This window comes from Pseudarcicella hirudinis (assembly GCF_900115665.1).
In the GTDB taxonomy this organism is placed as follows: Bacteria; Bacteroidota; Bacteroidia; order Cytophagales; family Spirosomataceae; genus Pseudarcicella; species Pseudarcicella hirudinis.
This window is the reverse complement of the sequence record NZ_FOXH01000007.1, coordinates 239,168-259,790: the sequence shown is the minus strand read 5'-3', so window position 1 is coordinate 259,790 and position 20,623 is coordinate 239,168. Positions and strand designations below refer to the sequence as shown.

General features: G+C 38.6%; 17 protein-coding genes and 1 riboswitch. Of the genes, 12 read left to right on the top strand and 5 right to left on the bottom strand.

Annotated features, from left to right (window positions below; translation table 11 throughout):
* Positions 1–425: 425 nt before the first annotated feature.
* The 4 genes from BM179_RS14385 to BM179_RS14370 form a co-directional block, all read right to left on the bottom strand.
* Complete coding sequence (locus BM179_RS14385) at positions 426–797, bottom strand: DUF423 domain-containing protein (protein ID WP_092017838.1); 372 nt, start codon at positions 795–797, stop codon at positions 426–428.
* 80 nt (positions 798–877) lie between these two features.
* Positions 878–1,672, bottom strand: a complete 795-nt coding sequence (locus tag BM179_RS14380) for an SDR family oxidoreductase (protein WP_092017837.1) — start codon at positions 1,670–1,672, stop codon at positions 878–880.
* Positions 1,673–1,688: 16 nt separating this feature from the next.
* Positions 1,689–2,789, bottom strand: coding sequence for a homoserine O-acetyltransferase family protein (locus BM179_RS14375; protein WP_092017836.1), 1,101 nt, complete (start codon positions 2,787–2,789; stop codon positions 1,689–1,691).
* 153 nt (positions 2,790–2,942) lie between these two features.
* A riboswitch (SAM riboswitch) is annotated at positions 2,943–3,077 on the bottom strand.
* A 192-nt stretch (positions 3,078–3,269) separates the two neighbouring features.
* Positions 3,270–4,496, bottom strand: a complete 1,227-nt coding sequence (locus tag BM179_RS14370; protein ID WP_092017835.1) for a hypothetical protein — start codon at positions 4,494–4,496, stop codon at positions 3,270–3,272.
* Between the two features lie 278 nt (positions 4,497–4,774).
* Between BM179_RS14370 and BM179_RS14365 the strand changes: the two genes are divergently transcribed.
* From BM179_RS14365 to BM179_RS14325, 9 genes are all read left to right on the top strand, one after another.
* Positions 4,775–7,288 carry a TonB-dependent receptor plug domain-containing protein gene (locus tag BM179_RS14365; RefSeq protein WP_092017834.1) on the top strand — a complete coding sequence of 838 codons (2,514 nt, stop codon included), beginning with the start codon at positions 4,775–4,777 and terminating at the stop codon, positions 7,286–7,288.
* A gap of 108 nt (positions 7,289–7,396) precedes the next feature.
* On the top strand, positions 7,397–7,759 hold the full coding sequence (locus BM179_RS14360) for a hypothetical protein (RefSeq protein WP_092017833.1): 363 nt from the start codon (positions 7,397–7,399) through the stop codon (positions 7,757–7,759).
* Positions 7,760–7,861: 102 nt separating this feature from the next.
* Positions 7,862–8,944, top strand: coding sequence for a F0F1 ATP synthase subunit A (atpB, locus tag BM179_RS14355; RefSeq protein ID WP_092017832.1), 1,083 nt, complete (start codon positions 7,862–7,864; stop codon positions 8,942–8,944).
* Between the two features lie 47 nt (positions 8,945–8,991).
* A complete protein-coding gene (gene atpE, locus BM179_RS14350; RefSeq protein ID WP_092017831.1) occupies positions 8,992–9,237 on the top strand; it encodes an ATP synthase F0 subunit C in 246 nt (81 codons plus the stop codon).
* Positions 9,238–9,408: 171 nt separating this feature from the next.
* A complete protein-coding gene (atpF, locus tag BM179_RS14345; protein ID WP_092017830.1) occupies positions 9,409–9,903 on the top strand; it encodes a F0F1 ATP synthase subunit B in 495 nt (164 codons plus the stop codon).
* Between the two features lie 122 nt (positions 9,904–10,025).
* Positions 10,026–10,565 carry an ATP synthase F1 subunit delta gene (gene atpH / locus BM179_RS14340; protein ID WP_092017829.1) on the top strand — a complete coding sequence of 180 codons (540 nt, stop codon included), beginning with the start codon at positions 10,026–10,028 and terminating at the stop codon, positions 10,563–10,565.
* A gap of 102 nt (positions 10,566–10,667) precedes the next feature.
* A complete protein-coding gene (locus BM179_RS14335; RefSeq protein ID WP_092017828.1) occupies positions 10,668–11,738 on the top strand; it encodes a CHC2 zinc finger domain-containing protein in 1,071 nt (356 codons plus the stop codon).
* A gap of 113 nt (positions 11,739–11,851) precedes the next feature.
* Complete coding sequence (locus BM179_RS14330; RefSeq protein ID WP_092017827.1) at positions 11,852–12,313, top strand: QcrA and Rieske domain-containing protein; 462 nt, start codon at positions 11,852–11,854, stop codon at positions 12,311–12,313.
* A gap of 37 nt (positions 12,314–12,350) precedes the next feature.
* The gene (locus BM179_RS14325) at positions 12,351–13,241 is read left to right on the top strand and encodes a DUF5777 family beta-barrel protein (RefSeq protein WP_092017826.1); all 891 of its coding nucleotides are present in this window, start codon (positions 12,351–12,353) and stop codon (positions 13,239–13,241) included.
* Positions 13,242–13,315: 74 nt separating this feature from the next.
* On the opposite strand, the gene BM179_RS14320 is transcribed toward BM179_RS14325, so the two are convergent.
* Positions 13,316–14,641, bottom strand: coding sequence for an amidohydrolase (locus BM179_RS14320; protein WP_092017825.1), 1,326 nt, complete (start codon positions 14,639–14,641; stop codon positions 13,316–13,318).
* A 357-nt stretch (positions 14,642–14,998) separates the two neighbouring features.
* Here BM179_RS14320 and BM179_RS14315 point away from each other — a divergent pair, with 357 nt between their 5' ends.
* The 3 genes from BM179_RS14315 to BM179_RS14305 all read left to right on the top strand — a co-directional run bounded on the left by BM179_RS14315 (position 14,999) and on the right by BM179_RS14305 (position 20,291).
* The gene (locus BM179_RS14315; RefSeq protein ID WP_092017824.1) at positions 14,999–18,127 is read left to right on the top strand and encodes a SusC/RagA family TonB-linked outer membrane protein; all 3,129 of its coding nucleotides are present in this window, start codon (positions 14,999–15,001) and stop codon (positions 18,125–18,127) included.
* An 80-nt stretch (positions 18,128–18,207) separates the two neighbouring features.
* Positions 18,208–19,680, top strand: a complete 1,473-nt coding sequence (locus BM179_RS14310; RefSeq protein WP_092017823.1) for a SusD/RagB family nutrient-binding outer membrane lipoprotein — start codon at positions 18,208–18,210, stop codon at positions 19,678–19,680.
* 110 nt (positions 19,681–19,790) lie between these two features.
* Positions 19,791–20,291, top strand: a complete 501-nt coding sequence (locus BM179_RS14305) for a hypothetical protein (protein ID WP_092017822.1) — start codon at positions 19,791–19,793, stop codon at positions 20,289–20,291.
* The last annotated feature ends 332 nt before the right edge of the window (positions 20,292–20,623 follow it).

Here is a 20,623-nt window from a genome sequence, read left to right as displayed (position 1 = left end):
ATTAATAAATCAAACAGTGGTGTGTTGAAGCAATAAAGCCGGAGAACCGACTCATGAAAAGTATTAGGGGGATGATTAAAAGTGGAGTGTTATAGATAGTAATAGAACAAAATGCCATTATTATCAAAAGTGAATTTCTGTTTAAAAATTAAAATACCAAAATCTACAACTCATTTTATTGAGTTTTTCATGATAAAATGAGAGATTTTTTGATGTATGGTAAGAAAACACGGAGATACAGATGATTGAAGAATAAACAGGATTACTGCGCAAACATTTGTGCAGTAATCTTAGGTGAGATTAAAAGGAATCCTGCGATAGAGCAGCTTCGAAGTGTTAATAGTGTCAGTTTTTTCCTGTATCAAGCTAATCCAATTATATGCCTGATATCTATAACTCCGCAAGTTTTGGCGTTGATCTGATCGTTATTTTCCCTTAATCCCCAATAAAAGACAAACCCAGCCTACAATCAATGCTGTTCCTCCGATCGGGGCTACAGCGCCAAATACGGTAATGCCTGTAAGACAAATGGTATAAAGTGAGCCGGAAAAGATAATAGTTCCGATCAGAAAAGCATATCCGGAAACAGAGATAAGCTTATTTGGAAATTTTTCGGAAAGAATGCCAATAATTAAAAGCACAAATGCTCCATACATCTGGTATCTGGCAGCGGTTTCAAAAGTTTCTACTCTACCCATAGCTTCAAGAGCCGGTTTAAAAGCATGTGCGCCAAAAGCCCCTAATGCTACACCAAGTCCACCCAAAATGGCTGCGATCTGTAAAAAAAGCTTATTCATGGTAATATTGATTTTGAACAACTCAGGCAAAAATGAGTTTGTTTGAAATAAAATGATGTCTCTGCAAATTTATTAAGGGATTAGTTCACATTTACATTTCTTACCATTTTAAACAGCAGAGAGGGGAAAAATCTTTTCACCAATAAACCAAGCCCTTCATAGAAACCTCCTACAAATACTTCATTCTTTTTGTTTTTAACTGCTTTCAGAATCTTTCTGGCACAGACATCAGCCTCCATACCTTTTGCCTGGTTTTGATCCATTCTTCCGTGTTTTTGCCCGTCTCCGGAGACTGCATTTAAAGAAATAGCAGTTTTGATGTAACCGGGACAAATTGTGGTGACTGAAATATGATCCTTAAAACATTCGGCTCTGAGAGAGTCAAAAAAGCCAATCAATGCATGTTTTGCCCCGCAATAACCACTGCGATAAGGCGTTCCTATTTTTCCGGCAACACTGCTGATTGCCACAAAATGGCCTGAATTATTGGAAATCATGACCGGAAGTACTGCTTTGGTAAGCGCGACTATACTGAAATAGTCAATTTCCATAATATCCCGGTAAACCTGAAAATTGGTAGCTTTAATCAGAGAGCGCTGACTGACTCCTGCATTTTGGATGAGTATATCGATATGTCCGAAAGTATCAAGAACCTGCTGGATTTTTGAAGGAAAATGGCTGATTTCAAGCATATCCATAGGAAGAACAAGCACTTTTTCCGGAGATAATCCTGTTAATTCCGCTACACGCTTTAATTCATTTTCTCTGCGGGCAGAAAGTACAAGAAACGCACCTTCTCTGGCAAATTCCAGAGCCAGGGCCTCACCGATTCCGGAGGAAGCTCCGGTGATCCAGACTACTTTGTTTTCGAACATCACCGTAGTTTAATATTTAATTTGAAATCAAGTCGAGGCGGTCCTTGGTTTTATTCTCTAAATTCCTGAAAAATTCTTCCATAGGATTAATTTCCAGTTTGGTAAGTTTTTGCCAAAGGCGGATTGCCTTGGTAATTAAGCTGTTTTCAATCAGAAAGCCATCGTGTCCATAAAGAGAATCTATGGTCTGGAAGGTAGCTCCCGGAATATTTTTTGCCAGAAACTCCTGTTCATTAATCGGAAATAATGCATCAGATTTGATACCCATTACCAGGGTTTTTGCTTTAATCCGGGACAATGCCTTTTGTACTCCGCCTCTTCCTCTTCCTACATCCTGAGAGTCCATTACCTGAGAAAGGATATAATATGAAAAAGCATTAAATCGCTGGGCAAGTTTCTCACCCTGATATCTTTGATAGGAAACCGCCCTGTAAGATTTCCCCAATGGTTCATCCTGCCTGGCCTGGGTAATTCCATAGGTTTCGTAGTTTCTGTATGAAATTAAAGCAGTAGCTCTGGCAGCTTTCATGCCCTCAATGCCTGCGGTTGCATAACTTTCTTTCCAGGTAGGATCCACTTCAATAGCCATCCTCTGGGATTCATTGAAGGCAATTCCCCAGGGAGAATGCTGGGCATTGGTAGCAATCAGAATCAGGTTCTCAATAAGGTCCGGCTGAGAAATTGCCCATTCCACAGCTTGCTGGCCACCAAGAGATCCACCAACGCAGGTTTTGATTTTGGAAATGCCAAGATGTTCTCTCAATAAATCAAAGGAGTTAACAATATCTCTGATCGTTATAGTCGGAAAATCATGATAATAAGGCAATTGTGTTTCCGGATTTACAGATAAAGGTCCGGTGCTTCCGTAATGAGAGCCCAAAACATTGACACAGATAATGAACTGATTATCAGTATTGAAGAGTTTTCCTTGTCCGACAACTCCCTGCCACCAGTCTGCAACATCCTGACTTCCGGTAAAAGCATGACAAATCCAGGTAACATTACTGCCATCCGGTTTCATAGTCCCAAGCGTTTGGTATGCCAGTTCTATTTCAGGCAGCACATCACCAGCTTCCAACTGGAATGGATGAGGGTATTTAAAATAATTTGAGTTCAAGAATTCTTAATTGGATTATAGGATGAGAACAGCTCGTTTTCATCTTTTTGTTCGCAAATACATACAAATCAGAGCGGGAAACAAAAACATATTCCGACGAATAAGCCGACAGCGTTTGGTATAAAAGAAAGCTGAATGGATAGATTCGTAATTGCTTTATATTTCCCTGTTTCAGACGACAGCTTAAACCGTTTTCTGAAATCGGGTAGGAATTAGCACCTTTTCCACAATGAGGGCAGGTTGCCAGAAGTTCACAGAGCCTATTCTCTCCCTTCTTCTGTATAAATCAATTACTTTTCACAGCGGGAAATTTTCAGACGGGTGTCTGTTGCTGCTTAAGAATTGACTTGATAATGCAAAGTAAATGATGAATCTCCTTAAATGCAAATATTTCAGGGATTAGCCTGATTTGTGAAAGCAGAACGGAGCCGGATTTCAGTATTAATAAATACCAGACAATAGTTTAATGACTGTAAAGCATCAGGAAAGTACCGGAGATTTTACCATTTTTCTCAGGTAATAAACAAGGCAGCTCACAATCACAATTTCAAGTATATATTCAAAGAAAGGAAGTGTACTGGCAAGATCTGAAGGGTGACTAAACAAAGGCATGCCGATATTCCACCAAATAGCAGGTTGTACAATTATGGCAAAATTGAAGATGAAAAAGATGATAATTGATTTCTTATCGTTGAAAAGATTCGCAGTATAAACCAATGTTATGGCATAGATAAAGGCATAATTTGCAAGAGAACTTTGCTGACTTATCATCATCCAGGCGTAGGTGAAAACCCATAATCTCGGAAAGAAATCCTGAAAATCTATCTTATCTCTGAATTTTAATGCAACAAGACAGGTTGAAATCGGAATAGAAATCAGGCCGATCCAGTTAAGAGGTTTTGATCCCAGGTGCACAATGCTGCTAAAAAAAGGATTTAGGATTGTCCAGAAATTAGGCGTTCTCGGATCATTTGCCTGTTGAATCGGAAGCAGAAATGCAAATCCGCTTTTCCAGATAAGAATGCCCAAAACAGGAATGCCGATAGTTAAAAGGCCCGCAACTAATTTTACCCTGTCTTTTACAAAAATAAATACAGCCGGAATAACCAGCACAAAAAGGACTTTTGTAAAAACGAGGCCCATTGCCAGAGCAATTCCTAAAATAAAATCATTCTTGTATTTCCGGTTTACCCAAAGAGCCAGCAATGCAATTCCCCACATCCAGATATCTTCCTGACCACCCAAAACGGTTAAAACAAAAGAAATAGGTAATAAAAGGTATATCAAAACGACATGAAATTTTACGGTACTTCTGTAAAAAAGACAGGTACACCATAAAACTACAAGTTCTACTACAATCATTAAGGCGATAATTGCCTTATCAGAATCCCAAAGCCATAATGGTAAAGCTGTAATGTAGGAGAATAAAGGAGCATATGGCGAATCGAAATCACGATAAACAAGATGCCCGCTTTTTGCACTTACTGCCCAGTTCATAAACATAATCACATCTGAATGAGGTGATACATTCAGAAAAATGAAAATTATGATAAAAGGAATAATTCTAAGTACAAGAGAAGCTGACAGAAAGTATTGTACCTCCTTACCCTCAGTGAGTGTATTGATGGAATTCTGATACTTTATAACTAAGCCGGTTAATGCCAGAAGAATTAAAGAGAGAGTTATTTTAACGAAAAGAACTGACATTATGTAATACTTTCTAAAGATTTATAGATTTGACAGACTTGCCAGAAAATTAAACAATGATATAGATAACCTGATCTGATAATAGAATCCGATATAATAAGGCAAACATTATACAAAATTGTTTAAACTTTCTAAGTTTGCCAAATCTAACCTATTTACTGGTGGCAGATTCTCCGGAAGTTTCAATAAAAATGCCCGGAACATATCTGTTTAATGCCTTTTAACCGTTAAAGAAATTAATCGCTCCGAAGCCTTTCAAATCAAGAATTCTACTAAAAATGAAAACGAAGTTTTATATCTTATTAACAGTCGGTCTTTTTACGCTCTCTGCTTTTCAGTGGTTTGATAACGGTGATTTAGTCAATAAAATTATCGCAGGCCTTCAGAAATACCATTTGGAAACCCCTCAGGAAAAAGTCTATATCCATTTTGATAAACCTTATTATATGGCCGGAGAGTCGATTTGGATGAAAGCCTATCTGCTCGAAGCAACCACTCATAATATTGATTCGGTAAGTAAAGTATTATATATAGATCTGATTAGTGAAAAAAGGGGAAAGCTTGTTGTGGCAAGAATATTGAAATGTTCGGATGGTACAGCAAAAGGAGATTTTATGCTGCCGGACACACTTTCTGAAGGCAGCTACCGCATTCGGGCTTATACCAGTTACATGCGGAATTTCTCTGAAAATTATTTTTTTCAGAAAGAAATAAAAATTTACCAGAATCAGCATAAAAGTCAGGCTTCGGAAGCAGACTTGGCGAAAGCACTAGAAGTCGCTGACCTGCAATTTTTCCCGGAAGGTGGAAATCTGGTTAATGGACTGGATTGCAGAGTTGGTTTCAAAGCCATAAATACTTTCGGAAAAGGAGTGGATTTTGAAGGATTTATTATTGACAGTAATAAAGATACAGTCACAGCTATCAGTTCTCAGCATTTGGGAATGGGGATATTTAACCTTAGTCCAGAAGCAGGAAAAAGTTACGTGGCAAAAATAAAAAAAGCAGATGGAACTTATACCGGTTTTCCGGTTCCCGGTGCGGTAGACGAAGGAATTGTAATGTTGGTAGACAATATTACCAATAAGGATAATATCAAAGTTTTCGTGTACAATAATTTTGTAAAAGAGGAAGATAAAGCCGGGGAATTGCTTATTCTGGCACATCAGAGAGGGGAGGCCTGTTTTGTGGGAAAAGGATTAATGTCAAAAAAGTCATTTGTAGCAAGTATTCCAAGAGCTAAAATTCCGGGAGATGGCATTGTGCAGATTACACTTTTTGATGATAAGGGGCTGCCACGTTGTGAAAGGCTCATTTTCGTGAATAAAAACCAAAAACTGAACCTCAAAGTAAGTTCAGATAAAGAAAGTTATAAAACCCGTGAAAAAACAGAGCTGACTATTGAAGCAAGTGATGCTGAAGGAAAACCAGTCGAAGGAAATTTCTCTTTGTCTGTAACAGATGCAGGTCTTGTGCAGGGAAGCCCGAATCCGGAAGATTTATACTCATACATGCAGCTTAGCTCCGATGTAAGTCCGTTAAGCGGTCCGAATGCTTACTATGAAACCTTAAGAGGTAATATTGAACAGCCGTCTTATTATTTCAAAAAGGAAAATACTGAAGCTTTCCGGCATCTCGATTTGCTGATGCTCACTCAGGGATGGAGACGATTTGTCTGGAAAGATATCATAGCCGGAAAAACCAACAGAATCAATTATTTCATAGAGCAGGGACTTTCAGTAACCGGAACAGTATTGAGGCCCAACGGTAAAGTATCGGATCATGCGGAGCTCACTCTTATGTTGAAGAAAAAAGACAATACCAGTGATTTCTTCATGACTTCAGCAGATTCAACAGGGAAATTCGGGTTTTACGGGCTCGACTTTTCGGATACTACAACCATTTTTGTACAGGGGACCAAAGAGAAAGGAGGCAGAAACCTGAATTTATCTATTAATCCGTTGACTTTCCCTAAAGTAACCTTAACTAAAGTTCCATACAATGCCGTTGAATTTGATGCAGCACAGCTTGAAAATTTTCTGAAAAAAACAAAAGAAGCGCTTGAACTGGAAAAAAAGCTTAAACTAAGTAAGGTTCAGATGTTGGATGAAGTTGTTGTAAAAGGTAAAAAGGAAACACCTTTGGATAGCCGCAGAACGATTTACGGGCGAGCAAGTAATACAATTGAAGTGGCTAAAGACAATCTTTGCGGAGGTGTTACCAATGTACTTCAGATTTTGCAGGGGAGGGTGGCAGGTGTACAGGTATCAGGAAGCGGTTTGGATTATTCTGTAACAATCAGAGGAATTAATTCGCTGAGCGGCAGTACAGAGCCTTTGTATTTAATTGATGGAATACCGGTAGATGCCAGTGGAATAGCTTCTGTTCCACCCTGCGATGTGGAAGCGATTGATGTATTGAAAGGTGCTGCTGCGGCAATATTCGGATCCAGAGCCTCCAACGGAGTAATTGCTATTCTGACAAAAAGAGGAAATAATAATTACAACTACAGCAATGACCCGGTAATGGGTGTCACTACTCAGAAAAGGGTAGGATATGATATTCCAAGAGAGTTTTATGCGCCGAAATATGATGTGGACAGACCTGAGAACACGAGACCTGATTTTCGTTCCACGATCTTCTGGCAGCCTGTTGTGAAAACCAATAAGGAAGGAAAAGCAAAAGTTATTTACTGGAATACTGACGCCGGTACGATGGTGGATGTTAAAATTGAAGGATTTTCATCAGAGGGGAAAATTGGTACAGGGACCCTGAAGTATCAGGTGAAGTAGTCCGGGATTGAAATTCTTGTAGATTAGAGAGTTAAATAGTTAATCAAAAAAAGGTTTAGGCTTTTTAGCTTAAACCTTTTTTTGTACATTTGCGGGAAATTTCAGAATATGCTTCGCATTCTCATTTTTTCAGTTTTTGTCGGGATTGTGCTTTTTACAGCACCAATGTTGGGTTTGGGTCAATATGTTCATGCAGAGAAATGGTTTATTCTGACTTTCTTTGTTGCCGTTTCATATCTGAACCATCTTCTTATGCAGATGGGTTTTGCCAATGACCGGGAAAAGTTCGTTCCCTTTTATATGGCGAGTATCGGATTCAGGTTGATTTTAAGCGTATGTTTTATCGGAACTTTCATTTATTTGAAAACTCCTGACATATATACATTCATTGCTGACTTTTTTGTACTCTATTTATTTTATACCGGCTTTGAAATATACGGATTGTATCGTAACTTGCGACACTTTTCGTAAAGACTGATTGTTTTTCAGAACTGAATGAGGTTTAAATTATTGAATTTCAGTAGATTGACAAAAAGTCTTTGAGAGAAGCTAATTAACGAAACCATAAGACAAATGATTCGGAAATTTTTCGGAAAACTGTATTTTTCAAATATTCTGGCAGGATTGACATTTCTTGCCGCTACTACTTTTTCATATGCACAGGAGCATCATACCGATTCTTCGTCGGTTGTCAATGAAATTGAGCATGAAGCAGAAACGGTAGCAAAAAACATTGAAGTTCATGAGGAAAAAGTGGATTTGGGACACATGATTATGCACCACATCGGCGATGACCATAAATGGGAGTTTGCTCACGGTGTTGCAATTTATCTTCCATGTATTGTTAAAACAGAATCCGGATTTCAGTTTTTCTCTGCTAAAAATCTTGAAGATGAACACGGTCAACCTGTAGAATATAACGGCTTAAAACTAGAGCATGGTAAAATTCACGCTGTTGATGGTTCTCATGTGTTAGATTTGTCTATCACTAAAAACGTAACTTCACTATTAATCAGTGCTGTTTTGCTGGTATTAATCTTCACCAGCGTTGCAAAAGCATATACGAAAAGAGGAATGGCTGCTCCAAAGGGTTTCCAGTCTCTTATCGAACCAATCATTATCTTCATCAGAGACGAAGTGGTTAAAGCTAACATCGGAGAAAAACACTACAGACGTTTCCTTCCGTATTTATTAACTCTTTTCTTCTTTATCTGGATCAACAACATGTTAGGCCTGCTTCCGGGCGGAGCTAACGTAACCGGTAATATTGCTGTAACAATGGTTTTAGCAGTTATTACTTTCCTTGTTACCAACCTTAACGGAAAAAGTACTTACTGGGGTCATATTTTTGCCATGCCGGGTGTACCGAAATGGTTATTGGTTATTCTTACTCCGGTTGAAATCATCGGTATTTTTACCAAACCAATCTCATTAATGATACGTCTTTTTGCCAACATTACTGCAGGACACATCATCATGTTGAGTTTCATCGGTTTGATCTTTATCCTGAAAATGTGGGCGGTTACTCCGGTAGTTACAGGTTTTGCAGTATTTATGAACGTAATCGAATTATTGGTTGCATTCCTTCAGGCCTTTATCTTCACAATGCTTGCTTCGAGTTATATCGGTTCAGCTGTTGAAGAACACCACCATTAATATTCAAATTTGTAAATTTTTTTTCAATCAAATAAACATAAATAATTATGTCTCTTTTGTCAATCTTAGCGGAAGTTTCAGTAGGTACAGGTTTAGCTGGTGTTGGTGCTGGTTTAGTAGCAATCGGTGCTGGTCTTGGTATCGGTAACATCGGTGGTCGTGCAATGGAAGGTATTGCTCGTCAGCCTGAAGCTTCTGGAAAAATCCAGGGTGCGATGCTAGTTGTTGCTGCTTTCGTTGAAGCGGTAGCTCTTTTCGCAGCTGTAATCTGTTTCTTGGTAGCTAACAAATAATTCCGGCTACCGGTTTCCGGAAAAAAAGGGTCAGAAAAGTAGTTTTTGACAAAACATTCCGGAAATTAAGAATTGCTAAACCATGCTTTTTCACATTAGGTCTGAAAGCATGGTTTATTCAAGAAGAAAAACCTTACAATATTATATTTACTGTAAATTCTCAATAAAGATATGGAATTACTTACTCCCGACTTGGGTCTGATCGTATGGCAGTTAGTAGTTTTCGGTGTATTGTTTCTCGTTTTAGCGAAATTTGCCTGGAAACCAATTATCAATTCATTGCACGAACGTGAGCAGTCTATCGAAGATGCTATCGAACTTGCCGCAAAAACGCGTCAGGAAATGGCAGAATTGAAATCCGGAAACGAAAAGTTACTTGCTGAAACCCGTGCAGAGCGTGACTCTATTTTGAAAGAAGCAAAAGAAGCTTCTGACAGAATGATTGCTGAAGCGAAAACTGAAGCTCAGAAAGCGGCAAACCATGAAATTGAAAAAGCGAGAGTTTCTTTCGAGCAGGAGAAAACAGCTGCAATTGCTTCATTAAGAAGAGAAGCTGCAACGCTTTCACTAGATATTGCCGAGAAAGTGCTTCGTAACCAGTTAGCTGATCGTAATGCTCAGGAGAAATTGGTTTCAGATTTATTGTCTGACGCAAAATTAAACTAAGAAAGAAGTTCGGAGACATTTAATATCTCTGAATTACTAAAGTATATTTTGAATTTGAGAATGTAGATTGTGGATTCCCAAAAGTCCGAAGTCCGCATTCCGCAATCCGAGATCAAAAAACTATGTCAGTTCAAAGTGTAGCTTCCAGATATGCCAAATCACTTTTGTGGTTAGCTAAAGATCAAAATATCGTTGAAACGGTTTTCGAAGACATGACGCTTTTCGCTAAAACCTGTGAAGAAAATCATGATCTGGTCTTAGCGTTGAAAAGCCCAATCGTTAAGCACTATCAAAAACTTAGTATTTTATCTAAAATTTTTAAAGATAAAGTTAACCCGGCAACTTTTGCTATTTTTGAAATCATCACCCAGAAAAACCGTGAAAGATTACTTCCTGATATTGCAGAAGAATTTGATCGTCAGTATTTGGAATGGAAACTGATTCAAAAGGCTGAAGTGACTACTGTAACTCCACTGACTGAAGCTCAGAGAGCTGAGATTATCAAAATTGTGTCAGAGAATACAGGTAAAAAAGTAGATCTATCTGAGAAAATTGACCCATCTCTGATCGGGGGTTATATCCTTCGTGTAGATGATCGTCAGATTGATACTTCTGTGAAAACTAAACTTAATGATTTGAAGTTGGTTTTTACTCAATCATAAGTATTTTTCAGAAAAATATAACAAAAGTGCCTCTTTCATTCAGGAAAGAGGCACTTTTGTTATATAGAACTTTCAAATATAAGATTTTGCAAATCTGAGGCTATGAATATATTGGATGAACTCGGGAAAGTATCAATTCTGGAGGTTGTAGAAGACTTGGGTCTTGAAACGGAAAGAAACAGAATGGTATGCCCGTTTCATGAAGAAGATACCCCTTCTCTGGTGCTTTATCCACACACAAACAGTTTTTATTGTTTTGGTTGTGCCAAAACAGGGAATGCCATTTCGTTGTTTGCTGAGGTACGAAAACTGAGTATAAAGGAAGCAATTTACCAGATGGCTGTAACTTATATTCCGGGCTTTAATCAGACAGGGAAAAAAGGTGTTAAACATTCTTCTCAGCCGATTGAACTGTATAAATCGCAAGTACGGAAAGTAGCAAACGAAAAGCCCCTTAAACCGGAATATTCAGAAATTTATGAAGCCTTTCGTGATTTCTGCCTGCAGCAAAAGTCAAACAGCCTATCCGAATCTGCCCTGGAATACCTGCAGAAACGAGGCTTTACAGAGAAAACAATCAGAGATTTTAAGCTTTTCTGTATCAAAGATTATTCAGAAGTAAGCTGGTATCTGAAGCAAAGGTTTTCAGTGCTGGATTTACAGGAATGCGGTTTATACAATGAGAGAAATAACCTGATTTTTTATGCACACCCCCTGATTATTCCTTACTATAGAAATGGAAGAATGGTGTACCTGCAGGGAAGAGTAATCGGAAAACCACAGGAAAACACTAACCGATATAGTTTCCTCAATAATTTGCCGCTGACTCTGTTTAACGCAGATGCTCTTGATAAAGTTAAAACAGGAGAAACTGTGTACATCACAGAAGGGGCCTTTGATTGTATGAGATTATGCCAGGAAGGCAAAACCGCTGTAAGCCTGGGAACCGCGAATATTTTCAAACGGGAATGGGCAAAGCTGTTTCAGCGGGTTAACGTAGTATTTTATCTGGATAATGATGCAGCAGGACATCGTGCCGCAGATGAATTAGAGAAGATTTTTACCCATTTTAATATCTCCTGCACCAGAAAGCAGCTTCCGGCGAATTATAAAGATGTCAATGATTATTATACTGACAGATTAGGCTCAAATGAGCAGCTTAATCTTTTCTGAATAGGGGGGATTGAACATATTCAGAAACCTTCCTGACTTTATTTAATGCTGCAAAAAATCCGTGAACAGTATTCTTTCGTAATTATAGGCATCTCACTGTAAACGAAAAGAGTATGAAACGTTCTGAATTTATCCGAAGCCTCGGGCTGAGTAGTGGTGCTTTAATGGCCTTTTACTGTATGGGGACACTTACTTCCTGTACAAATGAGGATACTCCGCTGCCCCAGACCAATCCTAATCCTAACCCTATCAATAACGGTAAAGTAGATTTTACCCTTGATCTTACGATTATTGCAAATAAGGCACTTACCGGCAATGGCGGTTTCATTTATAACGGGAATATTATTATCGCCCGTTCTAAATCAGGAACGTTTGTAGCATTGTCTAAGGTTTGCACCCACGAGGGAACAACAGTTGAATATAAACCGGCAACTGACGATTTCTACTGCCCGAATCATGGGTCCCGTTACGACTTAAATGGCAAAGTAACCCTTTCCCCGGCATCACTACCTCTTAAAATGTATATGACTCAATATACGGATGCAACGAAGATGCTGAGAGTTTATGAATCATAGATTAGTTGAACGGATCATACTTTAACCTCATTTCAAAATGAAAAAAATCCTATATATTCTGATGCTGTTTCTTATTTCGGGACGTATTGTGGCGCAGACCGATTTACTTAATATGATTCCAAAGGACACGGTTCCCGTCTATGTTACTTCTACATTCAAAGCCACCAGAATTATTAACGGACAATCCGTTGAAACTACTCCTTCACATCATTTGGACTATAGAATTTCCCATCGTTTCGGAACATTAAATTCCGGATCATATCAGTTTTTCGGATTAGATCAGGGATATATTTATATGGGTTTTGATTATGGAATTAACAAAGACTGGATGGTAGGGGTTGGTCGCAGTTCCGAACAGAAAATGATTAATTTGTACTCCAAATTGAGAGTATTGCGTCAGAGAAAAGAAGGAATGCCAATTTCTCTTACTTTGATGGGAGAGGGCTTTGCTGATATGCTGAATTATCCGGAATCGGATCAGCGTACCACTTTGTCGAAATACAGTTATCTGGCACAGGTTCTGATTGCCAGAAGATTCAATGATCGCCTTTCTTTGCAATTTATGCCAACTTTCCTTTACAGAAATCGTAATAATGTTCACGGTGAAAATAATGGGGTGACAGCATTGGGAATAGCAGGACGGTACAAATTGACAAAACGTACTGCTTTTGTAGCGGAATATTATGCAGTCTTGCCAAATCAGATTGATAAAAAATACAACAATTCTCTTTCTTTTGGTTTTGATATTGAAACCGGAGGGCATGTTTTCTCACTTCATTTAACGAATTCTATTGGAATGGTGGAAAAACAATTTCTTGCTGAAACAACAGGTTCATGGGGTAACGGAGATATTCATTTCGGGTTTAACTTAGGAAGAAGTTTTGGTTTAGGTAAAAAATACCGGACCAATTATAAAGTGCAGGATTAAAGAACATGGAATAAACAGGGTGTAAAGAGGAAAGACAAAATTAGTATTTGTCCTTCCTCTTTTTTTTCTTATTTCTATTTTCCTGAGGTATTTACCTCTTTTTTCATCTCCATATAATCAATTACTAAATTAGTCATGGCCTTCATTCCTAATACAAATCCACTTTCGTCAATATAAAAATCAGGCGTATGATGAGAAGCCGTTTCTGAAGCAGGTTTACCTTTTGGAGCACCGCCCAGGAAGAAGAAAAGGCCTGGTACTTTTTGCTGGTAAAATGAAAAATCTTCTGCTCCGGTAGCTGCAGGAGTAATCGAAACATTGTCTTTTCCGGCTGTAGCTTCCAGGGTCGGAACCATCATTTCAGTAAGAGGAATGTCGTTATAGGTTACCGGACACATTCTTGTAATGCTTACATCAGCCGTAGCGCCAGCGCTTTCTGCAATATTTGTGGTCACCGATTTAATTCTTTCGTGTACGAAATCTTGCACATTTGGATCCAACGTACGAATAGTTCCGTTCATATTTACTTCCTCAGGAATAATATTACTTCTGACACCGCCATTAATTTGTCCTACAGTTACGACTACCGGTGTTTCAGTAAGAGGAGCGTTTCTGCTGACAACAGTCTGAAGCCCCATGATAATCTGAGAAGCAGTTACAATCGGATCCGTACCCTGCCATGGAGTGGCACCATGAGCTTGTTTACCTTTGATTTTTATTTTAAACCAGTCTGAACTAGCCATTGTTCCGCCGGGCTTATATCTGATTTTTCCAACCTCGGTTTGTGCATTAATATGTAATCCGAAAATAACATCAACTTTAGGATTTTCTAATACTCCTTCTTTAACCATTAAGGCAGCCCCGCCTTCTTCTCCTTCAGGAGCACCTTCTTCAGCAGGCTGAAAAATAAACTTTACAGTTCCTTTTAAATCTTTTTTCATAGAGGCCAGAATCTCCGCTGTTCCCATCAGAATGGCCACATGTGAGTCGTGCCCGCATGCATGCATAATGCTGACAGCCTGTCCGTTATATTCTCCGGTGGCTTTAGAAGCGAAAGGAACGTCAACACGTTCTTTCACCGGAAGGCCATCCATATCGGCACGAAGTGCAATGACAGGGCCAGGTTTTCCTCCTTTCAGAATACCGACAACACCTGTTTTTGCTACGCCGGTTTTAACTTCAATTCCAAGACTTCTGAGGTGTGCCGCGATCTTTTCCCCGGTCTTAAATTCCCGGTTTCCCAGTTCCGGATTCTGGTGAAAATCTCTGCGCCATGCTATCACCTTTTGTTCAAGACTTTCAGCCTTTTGTGCCACTTTTACCTTAAGCGGAGCAGGGTTTTGAGCCCTTAAAGCAGAAAAAAAAAGCAGAAATGCAGATGAAAGAATAATTTTTCTCATTTGGTAATTTTGGGGTTTAATAGTTTGTAAATGAAAGGTATCTTTTGCTGAGGAAGTAGGTGTGAAATTTGCAGTATTCTTAAACAATGATTGAAAATATTAAATTTTTTATAAGTAAATAACAATTTTATTGCATTGTTCGAACCAGAAAGCACTCTAACGAATATATTGCTAAAGTGGTATTTAACCAAATAAAAATCGGTTAATCTACGCTAATTTGAGCAAAAAACACTAAAAGTTGATAAAACTTATTTATAAAATTGATGTTTATTCGTATAAAATTTGGTAACAGTGCTTATTGTTTCCTAATTTTGTGAACGATTTAAATTCTATTTCAACAAACAAAAGACAAATAACATGAACAAAAAGCTACTAATGAGCTTTGTGTTTGTGCTTGCACTTGTTTTTCAAGTTTTAGCACAAGACAGAGCAATCACTGGGAAAGTTACTTCATCTGAAGATGGCAGCCCCCTCCCGGGTGTAAACATTGGCGTGAAAGGTACCAGCAGAGGTACTACTACAGATGCTAATGGTAATTATAAAATTAATGCTTCAGGTAATGCTGTATTAACATTCAGTTTTGTAGGGTTCAATTCTTATTCTGTTAATGCGGGATCCCGTACTGTAATAGATGTGAAACTGGTAAATAATAATCAGGAACTTGAAGAGGTTGTTGTAACAGCGTTGGGTATCGAGAAATCAAAAAGAGAACTTAACTACGCTACTCAGAATGTAAAAGGTTCTGATCTTGCACAAAAATCTGAACCAAACGTATTGAATGCTCTTCAGGGTAGAGTTGCCGGTGTGCAGATCACAGGTGCTTCAGGTGAGGCCGGTGCTTCTACTAACATCAACATTCGTGGTATAACTTCATTTACAGGAAATAACCAGCCTTTGTTTGTTGTTGATGGTATTCCTGTAAGTAATGACCTTGACCGTACAAACGGTGGTCCTAACGGAACATTGGGAGGTCCTCAATCATCTAACCGTGCATTGGATATTGCTCCGGAGAACATTGAGTCTATTAACATTCTTAAAGGACCTGCTGCCGCAGCTCTTTATGGTTCACGTGCTTCTTCAGGAGCTGTTATCATTACTACCAAATCAGGTAAAGGCGGATCATTGAATAAGAAGATGGAAGTAACGGTTTCTTCTTCTTATACGGTTCAGAACATGTACGGTTATCCTGAGTTACAGAATGACTATGGTCAGGGTTCTGCAGGAATTTACCTTGGAACAACAACCAACTCATGGGGTCCGAAATTCGGAACAACTCCTACCTTGGCAAACGGATTATTGAAAGCAGACGGTACAACTGTTCCTTACAAGGCATATCCGAACAATAACAATGATTTTTACAAACAAGGATCAATTGCTTCAAACTCAGTTAACCTTGCAGGTGGTAATGCTACTCAAAGTTATTCAATGACCCTTGGTAATACCACTCAGAAGGGTATTATCCCTGGTTCAGAGTTTAACCGTACAAATGTTGCTTTTGGCGGTACAACATTGTTAGCTAACAAAATCAAATTTGGTGGTAGCTTCAACTACACATTGACAGGACAGAATAACTTCCTTACTGGTAACGGTGCAAGTGCTCCGGGAGTACTTTCTTCTTTGCCAAGAAGTTATGATCTTCAGGGTTTGCCATATAAAGATGCAAACGGAAGAAGTATTTATATCACTTCAAATGATAACCCTTACTGGTCTGTTGAAAACAATAAAACAACCAGTACTGTTGACCGTATCACAGGAAATATCAACCTTGGATATGATATCACTCCATGGATGTCTGTTACTTACCGTTTAGGTCTTGATAACTATACTGACCGTCGTAAACAAGTATTCGCGATTGGTGCAGCCCGTCTTCCGACAGGAGCAATTCTGGAAGATGTATTCTACAGAAATGAGATCAACAGTGATTTGATTTTCCGTTTCAAGAAAGATAAATTGTTTTCAGACGATATCAACTTTACCGGTTTGATTGGTTATAACGTTAACCAGAGAAAATTCCAGAACGTTTCTGCATATGGTGGTGGTCTGACTTTACCGAACTACTACAATATCAATAACGCTACAACTTATACAAGTGCTAACGGTGCAACCGGTGAATCAAACACATTGAGAAGATTAATTGGTTATTATGCTCAGGCTTCTTTTGATTATAAGAATTATTTGTTCTTAGAATTAACAGGCCGTGCAGATCAGTCATCTACTTTGCCAAAGGATAACAATACATTCTTCTATCCTTCAGCTTCATTAGGTTTCTCATTGACAGATGCATTTAAGATGGAATCAGATATCCTTTCTTTTGCTAAACTCAGAGTGAGTTATGCTAAAGTAGGTAAAGATGCAGATCCTTATAAATTGGCTTCTGTTTATACAGTAACTTCTCAGGGTAACAACGTATCGAGTATCAGTTTCCCGATCAACGGACAGGCAGGTTTCTCAATCGGAACACGTATCGGTAGCGGAAATAACCTTACACCTGAGTTTACAACTTCATATGAAGCAGGTGGTAACTTCGGATTCTTCAGAAACCGTATGAATTTGGATTTAGCCGTTTACCAGACAATAAGTACTGATCAGATTCTTGACGTAGCTGTGGCAGGTTCTACCGGTTATAGCACAAGAACTACCAACATCGGTAAAATGACTAACAAAGGTCTTGAAGTAATGCTTTCATATAAAGTTATTACAGGAAAGAACTTTGACTGGACTGTAACCGGAAACTTAACAATGAACCGTAACAAAGTTGATGAAATCGGAAACGGTGTAACCAGCTTCAGCGTACCGGGTAGTGCATTTACAGGTAGTGTGCCTTCAATTGTTGAAGGAAGACCATATGGTGTAATTCTTGGTAACAAGAGAGTCAGAAATGCAGATGGTAAGTTTGTAATCAACCCTGTAACAGGTTTCTGGGTTGCTGCAACACCAAATCAGGAAATTTCTAACCCTAACCCGGATGCAATTATTGGTATTTCAAACTCATTCAAATACAAAGGTGTTGGTTTCTCATTCCTGATCGACTCTCAGCAGGGAGGATCTATTGTTTCATTCACTGCTGCTACTTTGAAAGGGGTTGGTGCTTTGAAAGAAACGGCTGTTGACAGAGATAAACCAAGAATTATTGATGGTGTTATCCTGAACTCAGATGGTACTTACCGTCCTAACAACATCCAGATCGATGCTCAGAACTATTGGTCTCAGCAGGGAACACAAACAGATTTGAATGTTTATGGTGCTACAACCTATCGTCTTCGCGAAGTAGTATTATCATATCAATTGCCTAAGAGTGTTCTTGCGAAACTTCCATTCGGAGATGTAAACATTTCTTTAACCGGAAGAAACTTGTTCTTCATTGCTCCTGATAGCCCAATTGATCCGGAATTAAACACTCAGGGTGCTGGAAATATCAGAGGTTTGGAGTTGCAGAGTGCACCAAACACACGTAACTATGGTGTAAACGTAAGATTAACGTTCTAATCATATAAGGGATAAAAAAATAAACAAAGTGGTTTTCCGCAATTGTTTTAATAATTAGAACTTCAAAGACATTTATAATAATGAAAAATAAAATTAAAAATATACTTCGCATTTCTGTTCTGGCACTCGGAGTGGTGTCGGTAGGAGGTTGTTCAAGTGACTTTTTAGACGTAAACAATACGCCTAATAACCCACTTACAGTTCCTCCTTCGTCATTAATGACAACATTGGCATATGATGCCTCTTTTGCCAGCTCTAATGACTTAGGCAGAATTACATCGATTTTAATGCAGTACCAGGCTGGTATCAACAACCAGGTACTTACTTACGATACTTATAACATCCGTGGTGCATCAAATGACCAATGGAAGTTTGAATTGTATGCAGGGCTTTTAATCAATGCTCAGAAAATGATTGACAATACGCAGTCAACCAGTCCGGTTTATGCAGGTATTGCTAAAATTTACAAAGCATATGGTTTCAGTATCCTGACTGACCTTTGGGGAGATATCCCGTATTCTCAGGCACTCAGAGGAGATAATAACGTTTTCCAGCCAAGACTTGATTCTCAGAAAGATATCTACCTTGGAAATACCGGAAGTCAGATTCAGAGTTTGTTTGACCTGGTAAAAGAAGGAATGGCGGATCTTGATAAAACAAGTGTATTGAAGCCGGGAGCTGATGATGTTGTTTATGCCGGAGATGTGAAGAAATGGAAAAGATTAGGCAACACTTTATTGCTTAAATTCGCTATCCAGATCAGCCGTGTTCAGCCTGATCGTGCAAAAGATGAGATTACTAAAGTTTTGGCTTCTGCTGATGGTTATGTAAATGATAACGCTTTAGATTTTCAGGTTGTTTACGGATCAGTGGCAGGTGCTCAAAACCCGCTTTATGCTTTCAATATCGTTAACCGTCCGGATGATCAGATGTTGAGTCAGCGTTTCAGAGATACATTGCAATTATACAAAGATCCGCGTATCTCTAAATTCTTTACTTCACCAACGGGACAATTTGTATCATTTAACAATGGTGCTACAGGAGCTGCTCCTGCATCTGCAACCCGTTCAAGATATGGTGTTTATCTGACAGGTGTTTCAGGTGAGGCTCCGATTAAACTGGTAACGAACTTTCAACGTGCTTTTATCCTTGCGGAAGCTTCACTTTCACTGGGAACAGCAGGAGATACTCAGAAATTATTTGAAGAAGGTATCCGTGCATCTATGTTGAAATCAGGTATCAGTGCTACAGATGTTGATGCTTATTTCAAAGCTAATCCTGATGTAGTAACATTGAAAGGAACAAATTCTCAGAAAATTAATCAGATCCTTACTCAGAAATGGATTGCTAACGTAGGAAATGGTCTTGAAGCCTTTAATGACTGGCGTCGTTGGGGATTCCCTCGCCTTGATAAAGCATTGAATGCTAACGGAGGTGACGATGCGAATATCCCTGTACGTTTGCCTTATCCTTCTCTTGAACAACAGAGTAATCCTAATGTTCCGACTCCTGGTCCTAAGACTTTCGAGCGTGTATGGTGGGATGTTGATTAATCTTTCAGGAAATGGAATTTTTCAAAATACGGAATATTTCTTCAAGGTTAATCCTCTTTCAGAAATATTCCATTTGAATAAATTTTAATACATTTAAACGAAGTCTTAAGATGAAAAAATATAATTTTTTAGCTATAATATTACTTGTAATAGCACTAGCCTCTTGTAAAAACGATGGGATTTACGGAGTTAGAGATGCTGTAGCTACAGATGCTATTACGGTGGACAATGCTACATTTTATGAGCGTTATCCATTTACCACTACTTCAGTATCAGCTGGAGGGAAAATTGAAATCAGATTAAAACTGGCAGACGGAAGTCCTCGTACTATTAAAGAAATCACCCGTGTGGCGGCTTCTTCTGTGAACAGAGCGATTAACCCGACTGCTGTACAGGTTGCAACAGGTTTGTATAATACTGCTCCGATTTCTGCCAGCGGAAAGTCGGTAACGTTCACTACAACCGTTGCTGAATATCTTACCAAGAAGAGTCTTACTTCATTACCATTGAACGGAACTGCTTTTTATGACCTGCAGTTCATTTTCATGATTACTTTGGACAATGGCGATACAATTATTCCATTAGAAACCAGAGTAAGACCTTCAGCATAGTTTTTCAAAGAAAACGCCGATTACTTATAAAAAAAGGAGCAGCCTTAGAATGGAGTTTCAAAAACTTCATTTTAAGGCTGCTCCTTTTTACTTATTAAATAAGAAATAGTTGCGATCATTCAGAAATAGTCCTAATGCAATAAAATGCCAAAACTATTTCTTTTGTGGTGCAACACTAAATATTTCCATCATTTATTCTTCCCAATGTCTTCAAATTTTCAGATTACCTTTTCCGCTTTTTAACGACAGGTTTAGCCAGGAACTTATAAAGAAATTTTGCGGATACCCAGATCAAATAACAAACAATAAGAATTAGCAGGAGTGTGATTATC